The organism is Marinicella meishanensis, assembly GCF_019931145.1.
GTDB classification, from domain to species: Bacteria; Pseudomonadota; Gammaproteobacteria; order Xanthomonadales; family Marinicellaceae; genus Marinicella; species Marinicella meishanensis.
The window spans coordinates 17,217-37,824 of the sequence record NZ_JAIOUV010000001.1 but is presented as its reverse complement, the minus strand read 5'-3'; the positions used below and the strand labels follow the sequence as shown (position 1 = coordinate 37,824).

Annotated in this window: 21 protein-coding genes; 8 read left to right on the top strand and 13 right to left on the bottom strand. The window is 46.9% G+C overall.

The window, feature by feature from the left end:
- Positions 1 to 17: 17 nt before the first annotated feature.
- The 5 genes from K7G70_RS00150 to K7G70_RS00130 all read right to left on the bottom strand — a co-directional run bounded on the left by K7G70_RS00150 (position 18) and on the right by K7G70_RS00130 (position 2,863).
- Positions 18 to 944, bottom strand: coding sequence for a hypothetical protein (locus K7G70_RS00150; RefSeq protein WP_223786562.1), 927 nt, complete (start codon positions 942 to 944; stop codon positions 18 to 20).
- A 39-nt stretch (positions 945 to 983) separates the two neighbouring features.
- On the bottom strand, positions 984 to 1,352 hold the full coding sequence (locus tag K7G70_RS00145; protein ID WP_223786561.1) for a hypothetical protein: 369 nt from the start codon (positions 1,350 to 1,352) through the stop codon (positions 984 to 986).
- Positions 1,342 to 1,761 carry a hypothetical protein gene (locus K7G70_RS00140; RefSeq protein ID WP_223786560.1) on the bottom strand — a complete coding sequence of 140 codons (420 nt, stop codon included), beginning with the start codon at positions 1,759 to 1,761 and terminating at the stop codon, positions 1,342 to 1,344. The genes K7G70_RS00145 and K7G70_RS00140 overlap by 11 nt, the downstream gene beginning before the upstream one ends.
- Positions 1,762 to 1,813: 52 nt before the next feature.
- A complete protein-coding gene (locus K7G70_RS00135) occupies positions 1,814 to 2,263 on the bottom strand; it encodes a hypothetical protein (RefSeq protein ID WP_223786559.1) in 450 nt (149 codons plus the stop codon).
- A gap of 63 nt (positions 2,264 to 2,326) precedes the next feature.
- Entirely contained in the window at positions 2,327 to 2,863 is a 537-nt protein-coding gene (locus K7G70_RS00130) for an REP-associated tyrosine transposase (protein ID WP_223786558.1), read from the bottom strand.
- Positions 2,864 to 3,035: 172 nt separating this feature from the next.
- Here K7G70_RS00130 and K7G70_RS00125 point away from each other — a divergent pair, with 172 nt between their 5' ends.
- Entirely contained in the window at positions 3,036 to 3,998 is a 963-nt protein-coding gene (locus K7G70_RS00125; RefSeq protein ID WP_223786557.1) for an endonuclease/exonuclease/phosphatase family protein, read from the top strand.
- Positions 3,999 to 4,123: 125 nt separating this feature from the next.
- Positions 4,124 to 4,693 (top strand): hypothetical protein, encoded by a 570-nt coding sequence (locus tag K7G70_RS00120; RefSeq protein ID WP_223786556.1) that lies wholly within the window; start codon positions 4,124 to 4,126, stop codon positions 4,691 to 4,693.
- A 39-nt stretch (positions 4,694 to 4,732) separates the two neighbouring features.
- Here the strand turns inward: K7G70_RS00120 and K7G70_RS00115 are convergent, their stop codons facing one another.
- The 3 genes from K7G70_RS00115 to K7G70_RS00105 all read right to left on the bottom strand — a co-directional run bounded on the left by K7G70_RS00115 (position 4,733) and on the right by K7G70_RS00105 (position 8,873).
- Positions 4,733 to 6,001 (bottom strand): YybH family protein, encoded by a 1,269-nt coding sequence (locus K7G70_RS00115; protein WP_223786555.1) that lies wholly within the window; start codon positions 5,999 to 6,001, stop codon positions 4,733 to 4,735.
- A gap of 185 nt (positions 6,002 to 6,186) precedes the next feature.
- The gene (locus tag K7G70_RS00110) at positions 6,187 to 7,344 is read right to left on the bottom strand and encodes a fibronectin type III domain-containing protein (protein WP_223786554.1); all 1,158 of its coding nucleotides are present in this window, start codon (positions 7,342 to 7,344) and stop codon (positions 6,187 to 6,189) included.
- Between the two features lie 257 nt (positions 7,345 to 7,601).
- Positions 7,602 to 8,873 (bottom strand): amidohydrolase family protein, encoded by a 1,272-nt coding sequence (locus K7G70_RS00105; protein WP_223786553.1) that lies wholly within the window; start codon positions 8,871 to 8,873, stop codon positions 7,602 to 7,604.
- A 430-nt stretch (positions 8,874 to 9,303) separates the two neighbouring features.
- Between K7G70_RS00105 and K7G70_RS00100 the strand changes: the two genes are divergently transcribed.
- Entirely contained in the window at positions 9,304 to 10,083 is a 780-nt protein-coding gene (locus K7G70_RS00100) for a hypothetical protein (protein ID WP_223786552.1), read from the top strand.
- Between the two features lie 207 nt (positions 10,084 to 10,290).
- Here K7G70_RS00100 and K7G70_RS00095 read toward each other — a convergent pair whose 3' ends face one another.
- On the bottom strand, positions 10,291 to 10,668 hold the full coding sequence (locus tag K7G70_RS00095) for a GFA family protein (protein WP_223786551.1): 378 nt from the start codon (positions 10,666 to 10,668) through the stop codon (positions 10,291 to 10,293).
- Positions 10,669 to 10,807: 139 nt separating this feature from the next.
- Here K7G70_RS00095 and K7G70_RS00090 point away from each other — a divergent pair, with 139 nt between their 5' ends.
- Complete coding sequence (locus tag K7G70_RS00090; RefSeq protein WP_223786550.1) at positions 10,808 to 11,185, top strand: hypothetical protein; 378 nt, start codon at positions 10,808 to 10,810, stop codon at positions 11,183 to 11,185.
- A 477-nt stretch (positions 11,186 to 11,662) separates the two neighbouring features.
- Here the strand turns inward: K7G70_RS00090 and K7G70_RS00085 are convergent, their stop codons facing one another.
- Entirely contained in the window at positions 11,663 to 11,950 is a 288-nt protein-coding gene (locus K7G70_RS00085) for a hypothetical protein (RefSeq protein ID WP_223786549.1), read from the bottom strand.
- 207 nt (positions 11,951 to 12,157) lie between these two features.
- Between K7G70_RS00085 and K7G70_RS00080 the strand changes: the two genes are divergently transcribed.
- The 3 genes from K7G70_RS00080 to K7G70_RS00070 all read left to right on the top strand — a co-directional run bounded on the left by K7G70_RS00080 (position 12,158) and on the right by K7G70_RS00070 (position 16,919).
- Positions 12,158 to 13,567, top strand: a complete 1,410-nt coding sequence (locus K7G70_RS00080; protein ID WP_223786548.1) for a DUF7452 domain-containing protein — start codon at positions 12,158 to 12,160, stop codon at positions 13,565 to 13,567.
- Between the two features lie 249 nt (positions 13,568 to 13,816).
- Complete coding sequence (locus tag K7G70_RS00075; protein WP_223786547.1) at positions 13,817 to 14,434, top strand: ECF-type sigma factor; 618 nt, start codon at positions 13,817 to 13,819, stop codon at positions 14,432 to 14,434.
- Positions 14,412 to 16,919, top strand: a complete 2,508-nt coding sequence (locus tag K7G70_RS00070) for a serine/threonine-protein kinase (protein ID WP_223786546.1) — start codon at positions 14,412 to 14,414, stop codon at positions 16,917 to 16,919. The genes K7G70_RS00075 and K7G70_RS00070 overlap by 23 nt, the downstream gene beginning before the upstream one ends.
- A gap of 90 nt (positions 16,920 to 17,009) precedes the next feature.
- Here the strand turns inward: K7G70_RS00070 and K7G70_RS00065 are convergent, their stop codons facing one another.
- From K7G70_RS00065 to K7G70_RS00055, 3 genes are all read right to left on the bottom strand, one after another.
- Positions 17,010 to 17,315, bottom strand: a complete 306-nt coding sequence (locus K7G70_RS00065) for a hypothetical protein (protein ID WP_223786545.1) — start codon at positions 17,313 to 17,315, stop codon at positions 17,010 to 17,012.
- Between the two features lie 247 nt (positions 17,316 to 17,562).
- Positions 17,563 to 18,027 (bottom strand): hypothetical protein, encoded by a 465-nt coding sequence (locus K7G70_RS00060; RefSeq protein ID WP_223786544.1) that lies wholly within the window; start codon positions 18,025 to 18,027, stop codon positions 17,563 to 17,565.
- A 512-nt stretch (positions 18,028 to 18,539) separates the two neighbouring features.
- Complete coding sequence (locus tag K7G70_RS00055) at positions 18,540 to 19,229, bottom strand: DUF2306 domain-containing protein (protein WP_223786543.1); 690 nt, start codon at positions 19,227 to 19,229, stop codon at positions 18,540 to 18,542.
- A 398-nt stretch (positions 19,230 to 19,627) separates the two neighbouring features.
- Between K7G70_RS00055 and K7G70_RS00050 the strand changes: the two genes are divergently transcribed.
- Positions 19,628 to 20,599 carry a helix-turn-helix domain-containing protein gene (locus K7G70_RS00050; protein ID WP_223786542.1) on the top strand — a complete coding sequence of 324 codons (972 nt, stop codon included), beginning with the start codon at positions 19,628 to 19,630 and terminating at the stop codon, positions 20,597 to 20,599.
- Positions 20,600 to 20,608: the final 9 nt, after the last annotated feature.

Below are 20,608 nucleotides of genomic sequence, written 5' to 3'. Positions count from 1 at the left end.
GGCTTAGCCCATCAAAATCACTTATCGGCTTTTATCACTGCAGCCCACCAACCCAGATCATCATGGCCCCATTGAACACCCAAGTGATGAGCAATCGTTCTCAACAATTCAATTTCAGTGGCCTGTTTTTCTGCGCTCATTAGGTGGCCTTGTTGAATGTTTCCATCCGCATCCTTGAACTCAATGTCCAGTGAACTGATTTGGCAACCTGGCCCACCCGGCTGCCCCAACCTGTGGTATTCATTTTGGTATGTTCCGTTTAATTCGAGGTATTGCACATATGATTGATGGTCAGATTTGTTGGAGAGGTAATCTGCATAAGCCTGAAAATGAAATTCACATTCCTTCATGAGGTGCTCATGGCCCTTCATCACGTTAACTTCATTGGCCAATTCTTTGAATTCATCCAGCAATTCCATCAATTCAGAACATTGTTCAATCGATGCGCCGTTATTGCCCCAAAGAACACCCGAAGGCAACTCATGAATGGTGTACTCAAGGTAATCAGCAATCCTATGGAATAACCTCTGCTTTGCCAACTGATCAGTGGGGTTGTGCTCAATGGCAGCATAGAGAAAAAACCAGTCTGTGAAATCTTCACCCAATTCGTTTCTGGCCAATGTGGATCGATAAATGTGCTGACAAAATCCAGCCAGCCACCGGGCACAGCCCGGATGTTTACTTTTGAAACCTCCATGCAAAACAGGGAATATGATCTGCTCAAACAAAGGCATGCGAATGAGAAAACCAGACTCACGGTCAATGACATCCTCACTCAATTCATACACCCAGCTTTGATATGTACTCAAGTCTGAATTGAGTATCAACTCAATGAATTGGTTCAGTTCGGTCAGATAAACGCTGCGAATACCACTTTCCTCAGCGGCAACATAAGTTTGCCACTGAGTCAGCTGTTGAGTGTTTAAAAGATTTTCCTTGCTCATGTGTTCATTCTATTCAAGTCGTAGGATGGGCTCTGCCCATCAAGAAGGTTGTTTAATTTGCCCAATTATTTTCAGCAAAGCCCATCTGGTCATGCAATTTGGACAATATTTGTCTTTCAGTGGTTTGTTTTCAACGGCGAGGTTGGTGATGGTGAAGCCACTGACGGTGTTTGCGGTTTGGGGCAGGTTCAATGCCGACGCCAGATGGCCCTGCAACGCCAAAAACTCTTCCAGATAGCAGCCATCACAGAGGATGATGTGATGGCCAGATTCAATGTGGTATTCAGTGAATGGCATTGAGTCATTGAGCCGTTCAACCTGCCCCTCCCAAGCGCCACATACAAAGCAGGGCGTGACCTCCCTAATTTCGAGGGGCGTGTAACAGTTGGGACAGTTATCAGGATTCATTGGCTCGGTAAAAAACGGTGTCTGAATCCATATCATCCTTGTCAGCGTATTGGTAAATCAATCTATGATTGCCAATTTCAAACAACATCGAAGAAAATTTGTTTTCACCACCGATGCATTCGATGTTATTGACACGCTGACCCTTTAGTTTGAGTTCTGTGCCAAAATCAACACAGGTTAGATCTGAGTAATCTGCAAAGGCCGCTTCTTTTTCCAACGCCTCCCAAAAACCAATACCGGCATCCAAAAACAACCGTTGCCACAGGTGTTGCTCCTTCAGTTTGAAAATGATCATGTCAAAGCATTGCGGGTTGCCAGCCTCATAAAATCCATAGAAAGCTTCCACTTCCATGCCTTCCAAATCAGTGCAGGCAAAACTGCAATCATTGATCAACCTTTTTCCTTTCATGTCCTTACCTTCTAATATCTATTATGATGGGCAAGGCCCATCCTTCACTTAATCAATAATTGTAAGACTCAAAACAGCCATCAAAATTTCTGAAATCACCCAAGCCGATCGAATCGAATTCATCTTTTTCTTTATCTTTCACCACGCCTAAGGCTGCGAGAATTAAATTGATGGCGTTCTCTGTTTCAGGAATCAGCTGATTGCCATTTGAATATAATGTCGCATATTGTTCTCCCATACCACCAAAATACTCGGTTCTGATAATCGCATACGATTTCAGCCCCAATTGATTGGCCATGTGGTGTATTACAGGGCAATCGCAAATGATATCACCACTTGCAACATAAGGCATATCAAGCTTTGATGACCAATGATCTGAGTGGTTGGGATGTAGGGCAATGATTGAACTATTACCTCTGCGGAAAACCGGTAAATCAAAAGAATTGGCAACCGCTTCATCAATGGGGTCTTGGGTAATCATTGCTTCAATGTTATGTGCCATTTTTTATCTCAAATCTAACAAAAAATTTTGTACTTTCGTAGGATGGGCTCTGCCCATCAATAATTAATGATAATCTTTCAATTGTGTGAAATCACACCAACCCGGTTCATAGTGACCTTCTTTCACAAATTTTTGAAATGATGAATGCCGCCATGCGCTTGGTTTTTCAACCAACTGATGTTTGACTGGGTTGTAGTGAATGTAGTCAGTTAAATGGTTAAGCTCCGTTTGGTCTCTTATGGTGCGCTCAAAAAATCTTCTTTGCCACACGCCACTTTCTCTTTTGATGATTTTACTGATTGACACTTCATTTGAAAGCTCTGCTCTCAGGGTGGTGGGTAAACTTTTGGTGAAATATATTTTGATCAATGAAATGATTTTTGGATATTCAGTGATGATTTTGGGTCTGATGATTATGTGGAAATGATCGGGCATCAGAGCGATGGCATGAATTTTAAATGCACAAGACTCTTTGGCAGATTGAATGACCAGTTTAAATTCATCTGAAAAATCCGTCAGCAATGTCCGATCACGGTTGTTGATGACAGCAGTGACAAACACAAAACTGTTTTCAACGAAAATCCTTTTAAAGTTTGGCATGGATTGATTTTAGCAGATTTTCAAGCCGCTACTATCATGATGGTCAGCGCTGATTCTTGATGACAATGGTGGTTAAAGGGTCTGAAAGATGGCCTGGGTCCAAACATAAATGATGGTATGCTTTGAACCGGACGCAATGACGGGCAGAGCCCATCCTAAACAGTAAGTAACAATGAACCAGCACAACAAAATCACCGGAATATCATTCATCGGCCTGTTGCAGATCGGCTGCTTGGGTGTCTTGCTGGGCAGCTTGGCGCCGCTGTTGGCGCCGTGGTTTTGGCCGGTGGATTTGTTGGCCAGTTTTCGGGTTCAGTATCTGTTGTTGTCGCTGGTCTTCGCGGTGGTTTTTGTGCTGAAAAAGCAACGGGTTTATGCCTCGATGGCACTGGTCGCTGTGCTGGTCAACGCGGTTTGGGTGCTGCCCTTGTACTCCCATGCCATCAATGGATCGGCCCATGCGGCGGGGCCTGCCCCAGCCAATCGGCTGAAGCTGTTTTATGCCAATGTCTACTCCGGCAACCATCAACACGATCCTTTGATCCAACAGGTCCAGAATGAAAACGCCGATGTGGTGTTGTTGCAAGAAGTGAATGCCCGGTGGCTGACCGCCTTGGATGTGATCAAAGCCAGCTACCCCCACCGCATTGAGATACCCCGTGAAGACAATTTTGGCATCGCCGTGTTCAGCCGATTGCCCTTCGAATCTCAGCAGATTCATGACTGGACTTTGTTGGACATTCCCAGCATCGAATTCGAGATCGAGCAGGGTGGTCAGATGCTGCGCCTCATCACCACACACCCACCACCGCCGGTGAATCGAATCTATTACGACGCCGCACAGCAACAATTCCAGGCCATCGCAGAGCGGCTGAATAATAAACAACAAGCCAGTATCCTCATCGGTGACCTCAACACCACGATGTGGTCGAAACACTACCCGATCCTCACCACCGACACCGGCCTGGTCAATGCCAGCCAAGGCTTCATGCCCACCTGGCCGACCAACTTACTGCCTTTGTTGATCCCGATTGACCATTGTTTGGTGTCCAGACATTTTGAGGTGTTGGACATCCGCACCGGTGCAGGCTTTGGTTCGGATCATTGGCCTTTGGTGGTGGACTTGGGGTTTTGATTAACCAAATTCCTCATGAGCAACTGACGCCATTGGTCTTGATGTCAATTGATCGGAGACTTGACACACGTAATCTGAGGATGAACAATCTTCGATGCAGATCTGTTTTTATGGAGCAACTTTGAATGAAATTGGTTTTGATGTGCATAACTTCTGTTTTCCTGCAGTTGCTGACAACTGTTCAGGCTGCTGAGGTGAAACTTGAGTTCAGCAACGGTTGGGTTGTGATGTTTGAAGACTCAAAGTTTGGTGATTATGATTACAAAGGACCAGAGGAAAAAAAGTGGGTTCATAAGATCTATCAATTAACGGCGTTTACTGGCACAGACCGTATGCTGAATAATGATGCCGTGATCTATCGGTCCGGTGTTTTTCAACACACCTTAAGAAACTATAGATTTCCGGAAAACAGAAGCCTCATTGAATTCACCCAAAGTATCCGGGAAGATTTTGTTGACAACAAAGCCCAGTTGTTTCAACAAGATCAGATATTATTCAAAACCCTCAAAAGAGAATTTACTGGTATGACCAATATCTCTGAGGCGTTGCAATCCAGTATCGGCCAAAAAGGTTTTTATTCTGCGATTCATCTAGTCAAAGACCATCGGGATTCAACCAACAACAAAAAGACTGAGTCCCGGATCACACTGGTTGCCATGACCATCAATGGGGTTCAGCAAGAGAAGAATCACTGATCAATGATGCCATAGTCAGGCACCATCATGTTTTATCGTTTATTGGATGAAATGAAAAAAGTCGCGGTGGATTCGGTAGCCGTCCGTGGTTTTTCTCCAGATGATCAGGGCCCTGGTTTTGGCAGTGACTGCTTGGTCTTGGTCCTGGTAAGTGAGGTGGGATGTGACCAGGCTGGAAACCACCTGGCCATGTGATGCAACATCAAGCAGCTCCAACTCCCAAGCAATTCCTTGACCGTCCAATGACTGCCAATAGGCCTCAATGGCCTTTTGGCCGCGGTGAATCCGGCCGCCTGGTTCCAGCATTTGTGCATCGGTGGTGTAATGCATGGCAATGGCCGACATTTGGTTGGCTGCAAATTGTTGCTCCATTTCCTTGAGCACTGCATTCAAGGCCTGTTTTGGCTCAGTCGAAGGATTTGCTTTTGTGGTCCTGACATACAAGCCGGTGAATCCAGCGGTCCAGGTTTGGCCGTTGTCGGTCGAGTTTTCTGCCGCTTGCAACACGGTGTCATCGCTGGGGTTGTGGGCCCAGGTGGTTCTGGTCAGCGTGCCATTGGCCAATTGGGCCTGCATGGTGATGGCGTGTTCAGTGGCGTCTGTTTCGATGTAGTTGGCCACATTGTTGCGCAAATCCACCCAGACTTGCTTATACAGCCCATCGTTGGGATCATAATAATTCATGCTGCGCCCCTTAAACCCACTTTGGTGGGCGTAGTCTTCATACAAGGTGCAACCGTCTTGGCTTTTATAAATGCGGCTGGTGGCCACTTTGGCTTGGTTGGTGGGGTTGAGGATGTCCCAATCACCCAGCCAGAAATCCAGTTTTTGGGTTTGTTTTTGGGACAGGCAAGGAAATGCATTGTCATGCACTTGGGCATAAGCGGTTTTGAAGGCGGGGTGGTTGCGGTAAGGCGCAAACACCGCTTGGTTGTCGAGCAAGGCGTAATTGGCAAAGCCCGATGCAGGCAGCTGTCCCAGTAACGTGAAGAATGCCTGCTCCTGCTGACTGCCGGCGTAAGCGCGCAACAGGTTGGCATGAGCCGGGTTCACTGGGAATCCATACTTGATGGCGGCTTGCAATGGCTCGATCGCTTGCTCATATTGTTCCAGGCGAATCAGACAAGCCCCCCGAAAAAAATGGGCTTGGGCTTGTTTGGGGTCTTTGGCCAACAACTGCTGTGCGGTTTCAATGCACTGCCCATATTCACCGGCAGCGAAGATTTGACGGAGGTCGCTTTGGGCCAGTGCCGGCTGGAAACACAGGATGATTAAGCAAATTGGGGCGATGCGGTGACGGTTGTTCATGGACATGGTGGCAATGACGTAAAGGATTCAATACACCCATGCTAAAAACTTGGCTGGTGGAAAAATAGTAATTATCGCTTAAGTTCAAATTTGGCCATTGTTTCGAAGTGCGCTTGCCATGGTCAGGGTGATGGCAGGCAATCAGCCTGAACCTGATCAAAGGATCAGATCCAGGCGGGTTTTGATCAGCGGCGTGGCTGGGTCATGATTTCCTCATCCAAAGAGCGGTTGAGTTTGGGGTGGTGGTTTTGCAGGTAGGTTTCCAGGCTCAAGCCAGCCATGCGCAAGCGTTGGTCTTGTTGCCACAGTTCGAAGAGGTCTTGGTTTTCTTCGATCAAGTAGGCCAGCAGGGTGGCGTTGTCCTGCAGGTTTTCGGTGGTGTCATGAGCAAGCGCTTGTTGCAACTCGTATATGTGGCCGTCGTAGGTGCTGGCCAGTTGATCAAGCAAAGGCTGGCGGTAGAATCCTGACAAGGCATGGGCGTATGCCAGCAGCACGTCGGCATGGTCGAACAAAACCAACATGGACTTGTTGTGAAAGCCACAACTGCCACTGGTTCTGACGATGGTTTCTCCGATCTGGATGAAGTCACCAAAGCCAACGATTTTGTATTGGGTGCATGGCTTCAGGCCCGCCGTGGGTGGGTTGATGGTGAACAGCGCCGGTGAGGCCGGCAGGTCATCAATCCAACCGATGTTTTTGTCCGAATACAACCAATTGCCAAAAGGGTCAGACTGACACTTGCCAGCAAAGTCAAACACCGGATTCCAGCGCTTCTTGTAACAAATACGGGTGCCGCTGAACCACATCATGTGGGTGTGATCCATCTCCACATCGATGGTGGTGGCGGTCACGCCCGGGGTGATCAAGTAGCTGGAAATGGGGTCTGGCACCGTGCTCGATGCATCGGTGTTGGCATAAACGGTGCCAATGGTGCGCCATTTGGGGTTCTTCCAATTGCCAAAAATATTGCGGTGTTCACAATGACATTTGACCCTGATTTTGTACTCCGTACTGGCCGCCAAACCGGTGATGGTGAAACTGGTGGCACTGGTGTAATTCACCGTACCGCCACCACATATGGTGGCCCAGGTGCCACCCACTTCATGACAAATCATGTAGTCGTTGGCCAGGTCATTGGACAAACGGTAATCACCGCTGGGAGGGGTCCAACTGAGGCTGATGCTGTCATCGGTCACCCCGGTAACCCACACCGAACCGATACCGGCCTGGGCCGTCATGGAAAGCATCGTCAGGGCCATGATCAGGGGTATGAGGATGGTGCATTGAAATAACTGATTCTGGAGTCGCTGTTGACTCGGATGGGTGGAAGAAGGGTTCATTTTATGTCTCCAATTGGGTTGATAAGCGTGGCCATGCCACCGGAGATTTCAGTATAAAAGCGCCCACATTCAGCGCCAGCGATACCCCAGGAAAGATTGGAACGAGCCGGTAAAAAATGGAAAAATCAGCACAATAATTGAGGGATGACTGGGTGTGTGTTAAGGCCTTTGCTCATCATGTTTTTTGCAATTCCTGTGGCAACAGGAATCTCAATGGTGGGCCAAGCTGATCTGACAAAGCTTGATCAAAGCACGGTTCAGCCTGATGTTGGTTGGATAACTTGTCCGTTTTTCAGCACCAGATGAATGTCCCTGGTGTTGGCAATGTCGATCAGCGGGTTGCTGTGGAGGATGACCAGGTTGGCCTTCTTGTTGATGTCGATGGAGCCATGTTGGTGATCAAGTTCGAGAAACATGGCCGGGTTGATGGTGGCGGTTTTCAAAGCATCAGCTGGCGACAGACCGGCTTTGACCAAATGGTTCAATTCCTCATGCAGCTGATCCATGTTCTCAGCTGTGAGCACGCCCCGATCCGTCCCCGCCAACAACACAACACCGGCCTCATTCAACCATCGAATCATGTCGTGAAACAGGGCCATCAAGCGCCGTCCGGTGGCTTGGGCCGCCTCGCCCTCAAAATTCGAATACATGTCATCCATGGCATACAAAGTGGGGGTCAAAGCGATGCCATTTTGCCGCAAATAAACGGCCCAACTGGCCACATATGACTCATTCAAAGCAGTCAAGGCGTCAGCCAGGGTGTTGACCTCATTGGATGGGTCCAACACGATGCCACTGAGCACTGAATTGATGTGTTCAATGCCCTGAATCCCCACCGCATCCAATTCCATCAGGCCAATGCCCACGGGGATGTGGCCGATGATTTTTAAGCCCAGTTGATCACTGATGCGTTTCAAGTTGTACAGCTGTTCCCTGGGAAAATAATTGTGGATTTTGAAAAAATCAACACCCATTGCACCGAGCTTTTGCACCGCATCATTGATGTCGTCATGGCTTTGTATTTTGTGGTGAAACGGGTCCGCCGCTTGGTTGCCATCCAAGGTCCAACCAGAAAAATAAACATCGGGACCGGTCATCTCGCCACGTGCAATGCCTTGCCTGGCCAGCGCCACTGATTCGGCCACCCCGCCCAAATCTCGGACCCCGGTGATGCCGCGTGCCAACAAATGCCCCAGTTGCGGAACCGCATTGTGGTCCTCGACCAAATGCAAGTGCATGTCAAACAACCCCGGGATGATGAATTTGCCCCGGCCATCAATGACCCGAATGGATGGGTCTTGGGACATGTCAGCCAGTGGCCCAATCTGTTTGATGAAACCCCGTTCAATCCAAATGGAGCCAGCATAGGCCACACCATATTTCACATCAATGATGGTCGGTTCCTTGATGATCAATGCCATGTTGGAGTCATGGTTTGGGCGGATGCTTGTTTGGTCACTGTGGCAAGCCGTCAGCAAAGCCAACAGCAGTGAGGCGATACATAAGTTGAGCACAATTTTTATATTCATCTTACCCTCTGGAGCAAACTTTGGTTTCCACACCAATTAAAGCAAAGCCGGCTTGAATCGGCTATCAAAATATTGCTGGATGAGACAAACCAACATTTCACTTGATGACAGCCCTGCATATGGACAGTGAATCTTGCTCATTCTTGTCATTGTCTGCCAAGCACCACAAGAAAAAACTTGATTCCCGCGTCGCAGAACAGGTGTCAAATTTGTCTTGTGGTTAGGTACTGACCATCATTCATGGCAGATTTAAATTCCAGCCCACTCGAAAGCGTTCAGAAAATATATACAAAAAAGTAAGAATATTTGGATATCACAATCATACATAAATGGACAACAATGGCCCTGAAAGGAATCCCAAGGGAACAGGACGTTTTTTCAACAAGCCACCAGGCTTGTGTGTGTGAGTTAACCAAAATAGGGGAATACAATGAAAATTAAAATCTTAATCACCATCGGCATTTGGCTGTCGGTGTTGTCCGGTTGCACGTCGGTGCGTTTGTCGTTGGAGACCAAACCAATTTTATCCAGTGGCAACAACTGGACCCAACACAAGGCCATCACCTCCACCGGCTCGAAAGGGGCTGAACATCAAGTGGTGGTGACCGAAGCCCAAGACATCCGCATCAACACCCTGGCCAAATCCAAGGATGCCAACATCACCGAAGTCACCATCGATGTGGTGACCAACGGTGCGGGTGGCGTGACCACCCGGCCACCGCATGTGGACACCATCAACCCGGCCAAATCGGAAGTCCATGGCGGCATTCGGATCGGTGCGAATCAATGGGAAAGCCTGACCATCAAGGCTTCGGCAAAGGACAGCAAAGGGCGCCAGGTCACCACTGGCCCATATGAACTGCAATTGTTCCAACTGGAAACCCTGCGTTGGCGCCTGGCCCAAGTGGGCGGTCCCAATGAAATCGACTTCCAAACCCAGTGGATCAGCCGGCGCCCAGCGAACTGGCCCAATGATGATCCGTCAGCGCGTGTGGACAACCGCACCATTGGCTTCATCCAAAACAACGGCAATACCGCAGTCACCATCGACTTTATTTCGATCCAAAATGGCCGGATTTTGGAAACCTTCACGGTGCAACCAGGGGCCGCCAACCGCAACCGCCAATTGACCGGTCGCACCATCGGCAGTGGCTACTTCCGCATCATCGGCGGCACCAACCCAGGCTCCAGCCTGCAAGTGGCTTTTTAAGCAACGCCGCCCATACAGGGGTCAGTGCCAGGCAAACAATTCAAGGCATCTGGCCCCATGCCACTTGGCTCATCAAATAAGAAACCACCCACCTCTTCTGCGAAAGCATGCCCTTTGTGGAAACAAGGGCAGGATTCACGTGGTTGAAAAGCGACACCAATTAGATTCCAGCCTTCGCAGGAATGACGGGTATTGCGGATTGTGGGATCAAAAATGCACCATACTCCAATCGGGCTTTTCCTCTTTGAAAGCGATGGTCTTGCAAACCAAGTCATGGGGTTCGGTCACACAGGCCAAGGCCATGTGCGTTTCGCCGGGCCATTGACTGGAGCGGAAAAACAGCCGGGTGCCACAATCGCGACAGAAGCCCCGCTCTGAGGCTTCACTGGAGCGGTACCAAACCAATTTCGAGGCCCCCGCCAACAGTTCAAAGTGGGCATCAATCACCCCCACCCAAGCCACCACCGAGGCGCCATGAGCCACCCGACAGGAATGACAGACACACTCGCTGACGAATTTGGGCTGTCCGTTAAAAGCAAATTGCAGCGCACCACACATGCATTGGCCGCGGTGTTGTTCAGTCATGATTGGGCTCTGCTTGATTCAAGGCATTCATAGATGTTGAGTATGCATGATCTGAGCTGGATGTTCAAATGCAGGCTCGGATCACTTTGAGTTACCAGAGAATGGTTGCTAATTCTGAGTAAATGCAGACAATGAAGTCATGACCACAGCGGCCCAAGTGGCGGCCCTATCAATCAACAGCTCCAACCAATTCATCCATTTGTGGAATGTCGGTGGTGGAGGCAATGAGGTGTTGCTGCTCACCTGTGAACCAGATTCGGTGGACATCACCACCTTTCCGGTTTTGGCCATCGGTGATGAATTGGACTTCGACAATGACGGCATGGCCGATGCCGTGGTGACTGATTTCAATGCATCGGGCTCACTCGGGCCCGGGCTTTCATTGGGAGAAAATGGCCAAATCCACGTCGAGCTGGACCTCGATTACGGCGCCGGTGACGTCGAAGCCATTGTGCGCTTGGCACTGCCCCCATGCGCCTCGGACCTCATCTTTGCAAATGGTTTTGAAGCACCGTAAAGCCACGCAGGATGGAATCTGCCCATCATCAGATAATAAAGCGCTGCATGGCTTCAACTTAGCCAAGTAGGATGGGCTCCGCCCATCGAACTGCAGCCTGGATTCATGATGGGCCAAGCCCATCCTGCGTCATTGGCTTAATTTACAAAAATCCCAGACATATACCGATGGATGATTGAACAGCAGATTTGGGTGAACAACATGACTTTTGGTGAACCACAGCCGCCCCCTTATTTTTTAAAAATATTCCTGATTGATGCGAAGTCTTCAGAGATAAACCCCACAATGACAGCAGCATAAATTTTTTTTCAGCTACAAACGTCCCTTTTTTCTGTCAATTCACGGAGTAATGATCATGTTTTAGTTAATAGGAGATGAATCATGCGAAACATGATTATAATATTGTTCATGATGGCCACTGGCAATGCCTGGGGCTTTAATTTTTGGCCGGGAGGATCGGGCCCTTGTGGCACCACTTTACAAGCGTGCATCGATGGCGGTCCAGCAGGCGAGTTCATCGAAATTCGCACCAATGCCTTGATCAACGAAAACATTTTTACCAACAAGGTGGTTTCGCTGGTTGCCGGTTCGGGATATCAGCCGACCTTCAGTGTGGGAAATGGCATCCAAATCAATTCCAACACCGCCTCCCCCAACACTTTTAGGGTAGAAGGAATCACTTTCCAACGCGGTGGGATTGTTGTGCAACACAGTGGCGCAAGCGCAACGGCAATCATTGCCAAAAATAGGTTTTTGGATAATCAAGGCAACAACCCCAGCGTCAACATCCTCTCAACCTCAAACGCACAATTGTCATTGCAGATTGACTACAACATCATCAGCAATGAAGTGGAAGGAGGTGGCATCCCCCCTGAGTTTGGCGTGATTCGTGTCAACAAAACCAATGGCGATGCCGGCAGTGTCACTGGCCAGATTTACGGCAACCAAGTCACCTCTATTGGTGTCGATTCAGTGGCAATCATCTTGCATGATGAAACAGATGGTTCATTTGATCTCAATGTCACCGGCAATGAAATATTTGGTGGTGCACAAGGCGGGCTGTTGATACACAGTTCTGCGGGCACCGGTGTCATGAATGTGGATGTGTCAAGCAACGCCTTTTACAAATATGACTCGAATCTACCTTCAGGCATTCATGTGATCAGCGATTCGGGCGCCCTCAATGTGGATGTGGTTAACAACACCATGCTTGATGGTCATTACGGAGTTTTGGCATTGGAGTCATCAGGCAGCTCCGCATCAATCAATGTGTTTAATAACATTGTGGCTTATGCCAACTTTGGATTCAGTTTCGGGGCTGGTGTGGAGGTGGATAATGATCATAACTTGTACCATGCCAATGCCGTTTATAACAACTACGTCCCCGGCCCCAATTCACTGCAAACTGATCCGCTGATAAAAGACCGAAAAAATGCGCGGTTGAAGGCCAATTCCCCCGCCATCAACGCCGGAGATGCTTTATCACTGTTGCTGGTTGCTGATGCAGAGTTGGTGGATGCTGATGGGACTTTCCGGCTTAAATCGGTTGCTGGGCCGGAGCAGATTGATATCGGTGCTTATGAGTTTGGTGATATTAATTTTTGGCACCGCCAGACCCAAAGTGGCACGCATTTGAGTGTCATTGATAATGTGGCAACCAATGGCTTTTTCCCGTTGGATAAATTATTGCTCACATCGGTTTTCAATCCCGAACAAACGGGTGGGGTTTTTAATGATGCCAACGAGGGCCTATTCTATGACGGTATACAGAATAAATGGGTGATCTTTAACCAGGAAACAGGCACCGATATCAACTTCAGTGCCGCCTTTAACATCGCCAAACAAGGGTCTGTTTCCAGAACATTTGAGCATGAGAACACCACTGCTGGTTTAAACAGCACGGAGTTAGACCAACCGGGATTGAATGGCAACAATGATTTAATTCTGCAAGTGGCCCAGAACTGGACTGGCGTCTATAACCCACATCCAGTGGGGGTCATCTATTTTTCAGGCAAATGGAGAATCGTCAATACAGATTTGGCCAATATGCCAGTGGGGGCCAATTTCAATGTGTATTATCAACCCAAAAGCAAAAGTGCCTGGGAACATATAGCCACTGCAGGCAACAGCTCTGGTGGCGTGACTGAATTAGATCATCCATTACTGAATGGCGTGCCTTGTGCTCAGGTCCAAGTCACACAAAGCGCTTCACAAGGCGTGTTTAATGACAGCCCCATAGGCGTCAGTTTTTTTGCCAACCGATGGCGGGTCTTTAATCAAAACGGCAACCCCATGCCGCTTGATTCGGCATTTCATGTCATGATAAATCCTGACCAAATTGCTCAATGCAGTGATTTGATTTTTAAAGATGGGTTTGATTGAACTGTTTGTAAAACCGGCAACTGTGGTCACTGAGTTGGTGAAAACTGGTCCCGATTCATGAGGCCACAGTGGCATTGCAAAAACGGCTGATCAGGATGACCCACCTGGGGCAACAAGCCCAAGTGACCAACCGCCATTTGTATGGTTTCATGTTGATGGCACAGCCACCTCATTGATCGTCTGTTTGACACTTATCTCATTGATATCAAAATGATTTAAGAGCACTTAACAGCGTGGTTTCATGCCTTCATGTTAAAATGGTTTATTTTCTTGGCATCAGTTTTAATGGGCAATGGTCAAATCACAACCCTTTTGGAACAGGCACACATGGGCAATAAACAGGTGTTGGATAAAGTTTATGAATTACTTTATGCTGAAATCAGGTTGATTGCCGGCCATCAGTTAAAACAATTGAAAACTGGCCAAACCATTACACCCACTGTGTTGGCCAATGAGTGTTATTTGAAAATCAGTAACAATAAAAATTTCAGCTCGGCCAACAAGCAACATTTTCTGAATTGCTTATCACTCAGTATGCGGGGTTATCTGATTGATCAATTAAGGGCCCAAAACAGTGCAAAACGAAGGGCACAAAGTGTCAACATGGGTGTGACAGAAATCATCGGAGATCAAGACGTTGCTTTCAGGTTAATGGACATCAACCTGGTGCTGGAAAAAATGCAAGCGATCAATGCCCAGTTGACTGAAGTCATTCAGATTAAATTACTTTTTGGTTTAACATTTGCAGAAATGGCTGATGCCTTACAAATTTCAGAAAGACAAGTGAAACGTCGCTGGAAACAAGGCAAGGCATTGCTGCTGTCATTGCTGGAAGATCAATCACATGAAAGACCTGAAACTGATTGATGTGGAGCAATGGCAATTAGCCGATCAAGCTTATGCTCAGCTCATTGACTTGACGGTGTCAGAAGCCATTCAGCGATTGCATGAAATGACCGACTTGGATGATGAGGTCAAAAGCAAAGTGCTGACTTTGATCATCAATGGCGATCAGTCCAGTCAATATTTCAATCAACATGTGAGCTCCGGTTTTGATTTCAGTCAGCACATCAAACGTGAGTACCAAATTGGCGACCAGGTTGGTGGATACGTGTTGTTGGAGGAAATTGGAACCGGTGGAATGGCCAAGGTCTATAAGGCCATAAAAACCAAATCGAAATCACAAAAAGCAGTCGCCATCAAAATCTTTAACCACCCTTACTTGTCAGGTGTCTTGCTGGATCGATTTGGGGTTGAACAAAAAATCTTATCCAGCTTATCTCACCCGCACATCGTAAACATGCGCCACAGTGGTCGCACTGATCATGGTGTGCCTTATACGGTAATGGAGTTGATTGAGGGGGGTGCTGATATAGATGAACATGTCAGATCCAACCCCACTTCATTGCAACAAATAGTCAGGTGGATGTTGGACGCTGCCAGAGCCATTGCCTACGCACACAGCAATTTGGTCATCCATCGTGACATCAAGCCATCTAATCTGCTGATTGATAAAAACATGCAGCTTAAAATCGTGGATTTTGGCATTGCCAAACTCATGAGCAAAGTCAATGCCACACAACACAGCACCATCATGGCACTGACCCCCACATACGCCTCTCCTGAACAAATCAACTCTGACCACATTACGGTATCAACGGATGTGTTCTCTTTGGCTGCGGTTTGTCTGGGGCTGATCTCTGGGCAAGAACCTTTGCCCAAAGACCGGTTGTTAAAATCTTGTGCCACTGATGAAATATTTATTTCGCGTGGGTTGAAAAAGCATGTCACCAACAAAGATTTAAGGAATATCCTCAACAAAGCGTTGCAGAAAAATCCGTTGGATAGGTATGCCAGCATGGAATCTTTTGCCGATGATTTAAGTGCCTGGTTAACACACAAGCCTGTTAGGGCGACGGGCCATTCTTGGTTCTATGTGGTGACCAAATTTGCCAAAAGAAGGCGCGCACTGTTTACCACCTTAATGATCTCGATGGCCACATTGATATTCATGTTATTTGTGTTGAGCAGACAAAATCGTCTGGTTAACCATGAAAGACAAAAAGCCGTTGAAATCAATGATTTTATGCTCGACTTGTTTGCCTCTGCCGACCCTGGAAAAAACAGCAACGGCAAATTAAAAGCCGTTGATTTGTTACACATGGCCAACAAACAAATCGCCAACAGATACCAGCAAAACCCGGAAACCAAAGCTGAACTGTTAACCATCATCGGATCAGCCTTCATCAGTCTGGGATCTGTGAATGATGGTGAACAATTGCTCTTGAATTCACTGGAGGTGAATCCCAACAACATCGATGCTCAGCTCAAATTAATAGAACATTACATTGATTCCAGCCAACTGGAAGAATCAACCGTCCTCATCAACCAATTGGAAGCGCTGAAGCTGTCCACAGACAGTATAGAAAAACTGAATTTGGATTTACTCAAAGCCTATTCATACTTGATCAAAGAAAATTTCTCTGAATCCATTGCCCTGGCACAAGCCACCCAAAAACAATTCATCCTGTCAGGCAATACCCAGGGAATGGTCAGAAGCACCGAGATTTTGAGTTCGGCATTGTCTTCATTGAATCAGCCTCAAGCTGCCATTGACACCATTTTGAAAATCACGGGCCAAATCGAGCAGACACAAATCATGGACAGTTTAGGGTATATCAAGCTCAAAGAGCTGCTGTCTGTGCTCTACCGGAAATCAGGTGAGTTACAACTGTCTTTACAGGTGGCCAATGAAGCCATTTTGTACATTGAGCGGTTTCTGGGCCTGAACCACCCATTGTTCATTACGGCAGCCATAGAAAAGGCCAGGACACTGTCAGTAATGGAACAGTACGATCATGCCTTGATGACAGCCCAACAGGCCTATGATGTGGCAGCCAAGATGTATGGCGACAGGTCAAAATTAACCCAGCATGCCATGTACGGCCGGGTTTTTATTTATGAGCACAAAGGGGCATTGGGACCTGCCATCAAGACGCAGCAACAAGTGGTTGAGCTGTCTATGGAAAATTATGGTGTCCATCATTTCATCACAATCAATGGTCAAATTGGCTTGGCTAAATTGATGTTTCACAACAACCAACATGAGCAAGCCATCAAATACATTCTGGAACTCAAGGATCAATGGGTCGAGTTGTTTGGTGGTGCCAATGAGCATGTTATCTATGCCACCAATATGTATATTGATTTCATGTATCAACGCAATCAGACCGAATCCGTATTGGAATTGATCAAGCATAACCACCAACTGGCAGTCAACAATTTGGCCAAGGGTCATCCACAAATATCATACGCAAACAATCTCTTAAATAAAATATCAAGGAATGAATGATGGTTTCAGTTTCTGCGAGACTCTTATACATGGTACATTGATGGGCCAAGCCCATCCTACGAGATATTCGTGCCATTGAATGGCATTGTCTCACTGACCCTTGCGAAACACCGCAAAGCTCAGATAAAACAGCCCCATGATGGTGAACAAGCCACCCAATGACGTGCCCAACACCAACCGGCCCATCAACATCTGCTGCTCGGCCGATCCGGGTAAGGGCTTACCCGTTTGTTTGACTTGCCACACTTCCCACAACAAATAGACTTGACCCACCAAGAACCCCCAAAAACAAAGCCAGCGCTCCTGGCCATCTTGGCATCGGCGTGATCTGAACCACAGCACCAACAGCACCACTTCCAACAGAAAAATCACGGCCGCTGGGATGAATTCAAGCATGATTTGGGTTTGGGGTGGTTAATGGCAGCATGGTCATGAGTATGCCTGATTGGGGGTTGATGTTCAAACAATTTGCATGTTTCTGCCCCTTCCATTGAATTGATTAAAAAGTAACTCGAATCCGTGTCTTTGACCCCAATGCTCGCGCAAAAATGTTCTGCCAAAAGAGTAAAAACCCTCTCAATTTTTCAAGCGGGTCTTTTGGCTGAGTGACCGTTCCAGAATCATCTCCAGGAAATTCCTGTGGTTACCGGTATTGACTCAGAAAGGATTGAATTTTATCCCTCAGATCATCCAGTTCAGTGGTTGATTCCAATGCCATGAGCTGCTCTTGATCGGCTGGTAGCTGATGTTGTAAAAATTTGAGCTGGGCCATTCTGAAATCAATCCAATCCTGTGGAATGGTTTGGTCTTTTGTGGGCAGTGCGGCATATAACTGAATGTTTTTGAGGCCAACATCGAGTTGAGACTGGGTTTCTGCGGTTAATTTGGCCAATTGATAAAGGCGCATGGCTGCTGATTCATGATTCAGTTCGTGATCGCCAGAATCAATTGCCTGCATGATTTCGAGTGCTGTTCTGTGGTGACCATAAGCTGAAAACCACATCGCAGCGTCAAACTGAAATTGGTCTACACTGTGTTTAGAAGGCAAATCCAATGCATCAACATACAATTGCTGAACAATTTCGAACGGCTTTTTTTCCAGTAACATGGGCGCTTGCAACAAAAAGGCCGATCTGGCATCAACACCTCGCAATTGATTGAACAGTTCTGGGATCATGTGTTTGTCTGATCCAGCCATCACAGGTGCTTGTTGATGAAAACGAATCAAACCAATGATGGCATCTTGGTGTTGGGGGTCAAGGTTAATGGCCTCGGTGAAGTGTTTTTTTGCCGCCCTGGCAAAGGACAGTTGGCTGAATAAATTGGCTTCCTGTGCCTGTTGAGCTGCGATGCGACCAGCCAAATAATGATACTCAGCTTCTTTCTGAGGCGACTCCAACAGCTGTTCAATCAGTTGCTCAGCCTGATCCAGTTTGTGCGCAACAAGTGCCGCCTTGGCTTGGTTATAAAGATCATTGACTGATGTCTGATCCTTGGCGTTGAGAATGGGGGATGATAACAGGATAAAAAGACAGAACATGCGGTATTTAAAGCACTGCTTTTGATCAAACGTTGATGTGACATGGCATGAATTCATAACGGTGATTCCTTGAATATAAGTTAATAAGAAACGGTGTGTTTTTTTGCTGGACTTTGGGTTTTGCCTTGAAAAACTTTTAATTTAAGCGCCCAGAAATAAATGTATGCCAAGCAAATGACGGTGGGTGTGAACCAGTTGTAATAACCTCCCAATATGTCCTGCGCGACAAAAAATCCAGTGACAGCAGTGGCGTAACCGGCCAGCATTTTTGCCAGGTGGCTGAACAACCAAAACCTCTTGAGTTTTTCGGGTTGATGGAAAATCCATAAGTCAATCAAGCCAAACAACAAGGCAACCGCACCAAATACCGTTCGTAAGGGGCTCAATTCCCCATACACAAAAACAGGGTGTAAAAACAAATAAACACTGACAACAATCAGCATGTAAACCATGCCCTTATCGACCATCAAACTGTGATTCCCGTTTCTGTATGACAGGCTGCGAACACCACCAATCAGGAAATACAAAGTCATCACGCTGATTTGAAACATCGATGGGCTGATGTGAAACGGCATCACCGACACCACCAGGGTGAATGCAGCAGAATAGGTCATTAACCAGAAAAAGATTTGGCCTGATATGACATGTAATGGACTGCCTTTTTTGGCCAACAAGGCAGGTGCCCCCACAATGAATGCCAGGGAGCCAAGAATCACATGCATCACAATCATGGCATTGACCAGTCGAAAATCAAAAAATTGATTCAGCACAAAAGTAGCCACTAGGGCACCAACAGCTGTGATTAAAAGGGTTTTGTTGGCAATCAAATTAAGCATCAGTTTGTTCCGATAAATAAACGCAATGTAATGATTTCATGATCAGAAAACCTCTTAAAAGCTCTTTTGAGAGTATTCTTTGCCTAAAATGATCGACTCTGGTGTTGATTGTGCGGCGTGTTGCCGCATAATCACCCACCTTGTTTTGCATCATCTATGCCAATAGAATTTGAGTCATGACTTTTTCGCTGTTCGATTTATTGCTGCTTATTGGAATCACGCAGGGCGTTGTGGCTGTCATTTTGTTGCTGATCACCCACAAGGAAAGCCCCAGTCATGTCTTTTTGGCGCTGGCTATTTTGACCTTTTGTTTGCTTTTTCTGAAAATCATCATGAACTACAACGGCATGTCTAACATGCAGGCCTTCAGGTATTTACCCAATGCTTTTGAGTTGGCCACAGCGCCGTTGTTTTATTTGTATTTGTTGGCACTGACGGAAAAAGATTTCAAATGGCGGCCAAAATACTTGCTGCATTTTGTGCCTTTTGCCATGGCTGAAATGTATGCTTTGTGGTTGTTCTTTGGTTCTTATGAGTTACCAACAGTCAACGCCAAAGACTTGTTTGCCAATCGTTTTCACTATGGATCCATTAAGGAGATAGAGGATTGGTTGATTGTGGCATCCATCCTGACCTATTTGTATTTTGGTTACCAAAAATTCAGCCATTTCCAACAGCAAGTCAAAAACAACACCGCTGACAGTGCCTATCCCACCTTGCATTGGTTGCGGAATATTTTGTTTTTGAGTGGTGTGTTGATCATTTGGCTTGTGGTCAACATGTTCCTCAGTCGATTGAGTTTAATAGACCAAGAAACACAAATTCATTGGAAGCTGTATTTCATTTATCAGGCGGCAGTGACTTACTATCTGGGATTCATGGCTTACCGACAACAACAGCCGGATCTGGAGCAAATTTATCATTCACAAAATACCCAAGAAAGCCTCAAAGTCACGGCTGAGAAGGCCCAAATGTTGACCACTGAATTGCTGGTTTTATTGAATGAGAAAAAAATCTATTTGGATCCTGGTTTGAACATTCGTCAAGTGGCCAAACGCCTTTCCGTCAGCCCATCTGTCTTGTCACATGTGATCAATGAACGACTCAACAAAAGCTTCCGAGAATTAATTAATGACTACCGCATTGAAGACATCAAAATCAAACTCACCAACCCTGAAAACAAAGCATCCATTTTGTCCTTGGCATTGGAGTCTGGTTTTAATTCTGAAGCCAGTTTTTATCGGGTCTTCAAAAACAGCACCGGTCAAACGCCGAAAGCCTTTATGAATAACCACCCTCGATGATCTGACTTG

Excerpts from the sequence above, each read along its gene's own strand:
- K7G70_RS00150 (WP_223786562.1), bottom strand. The coding sequence starts at position 944 with ATGAGCAAGGAAAATCTTTTAAACACTCAACAGCTGACTCAGTGGCAA.
- K7G70_RS00145 (WP_223786561.1), bottom strand. The coding sequence starts at position 1,352 with ATGAATCCTGATAACTGTCCCAACTGTTACACGCCCCTCGAAATTAGG.
- K7G70_RS00140 (WP_223786560.1), bottom strand. The coding sequence starts at position 1,761 with ATGAAAGGAAAAAGGTTGATCAATGATTGCAGTTTTGCCTGCACTGAT.
- K7G70_RS00135 (WP_223786559.1), bottom strand. The coding sequence starts at position 2,263 with ATGGCACATAACATTGAAGCAATGATTACCCAAGACCCCATTGATGAA.
- K7G70_RS00130 (WP_223786558.1), bottom strand. The coding sequence starts at position 2,863 with ATGCCAAACTTTAAAAGGATTTTCGTTGAAAACAGTTTTGTGTTTGTC.
- K7G70_RS00125 (WP_223786557.1), top strand. The coding sequence starts at position 3,036 with ATGAACCAGCACAACAAAATCACCGGAATATCATTCATCGGCCTGTTG.
- K7G70_RS00120 (WP_223786556.1), top strand. The coding sequence starts at position 4,124 with ATGAAATTGGTTTTGATGTGCATAACTTCTGTTTTCCTGCAGTTGCTG.
- K7G70_RS00115 (WP_223786555.1), bottom strand. The coding sequence starts at position 6,001 with ATGAACAACCGTCACCGCATCGCCCCAATTTGCTTAATCATCCTGTGT.
- K7G70_RS00110 (WP_223786554.1), bottom strand. The coding sequence starts at position 7,344 with ATGAACCCTTCTTCCACCCATCCGAGTCAACAGCGACTCCAGAATCAG.
- K7G70_RS00105 (WP_223786553.1), bottom strand. The coding sequence starts at position 8,873 with ATGAATATAAAAATTGTGCTCAACTTATGTATCGCCTCACTGCTGTTG.
- K7G70_RS00100 (WP_223786552.1), top strand. The coding sequence starts at position 9,304 with ATGAAAATTAAAATCTTAATCACCATCGGCATTTGGCTGTCGGTGTTG.
- K7G70_RS00095 (WP_223786551.1), bottom strand. The coding sequence starts at position 10,668 with ATGACTGAACAACACCGCGGCCAATGCATGTGTGGTGCGCTGCAATTT.
- K7G70_RS00090 (WP_223786550.1), top strand. The coding sequence starts at position 10,808 with ATGACCACAGCGGCCCAAGTGGCGGCCCTATCAATCAACAGCTCCAAC.
- K7G70_RS00075 (WP_223786547.1), top strand. The coding sequence starts at position 13,817 with ATGTTAAAATGGTTTATTTTCTTGGCATCAGTTTTAATGGGCAATGGT.
- K7G70_RS00070 (WP_223786546.1), top strand. The coding sequence starts at position 14,412 with ATGAAAGACCTGAAACTGATTGATGTGGAGCAATGGCAATTAGCCGAT.
- K7G70_RS00065 (WP_223786545.1), bottom strand. The coding sequence starts at position 17,315 with ATGCTTGAATTCATCCCAGCGGCCGTGATTTTTCTGTTGGAAGTGGTG.
- K7G70_RS00060 (WP_223786544.1), bottom strand. The coding sequence starts at position 18,027 with ATGTTACTGGAAAAAAAGCCGTTCGAAATTGTTCAGCAATTGTATGTT.
- K7G70_RS00050 (WP_223786542.1), top strand. The coding sequence starts at position 19,628 with ATGAACTACAACGGCATGTCTAACATGCAGGCCTTCAGGTATTTACCC.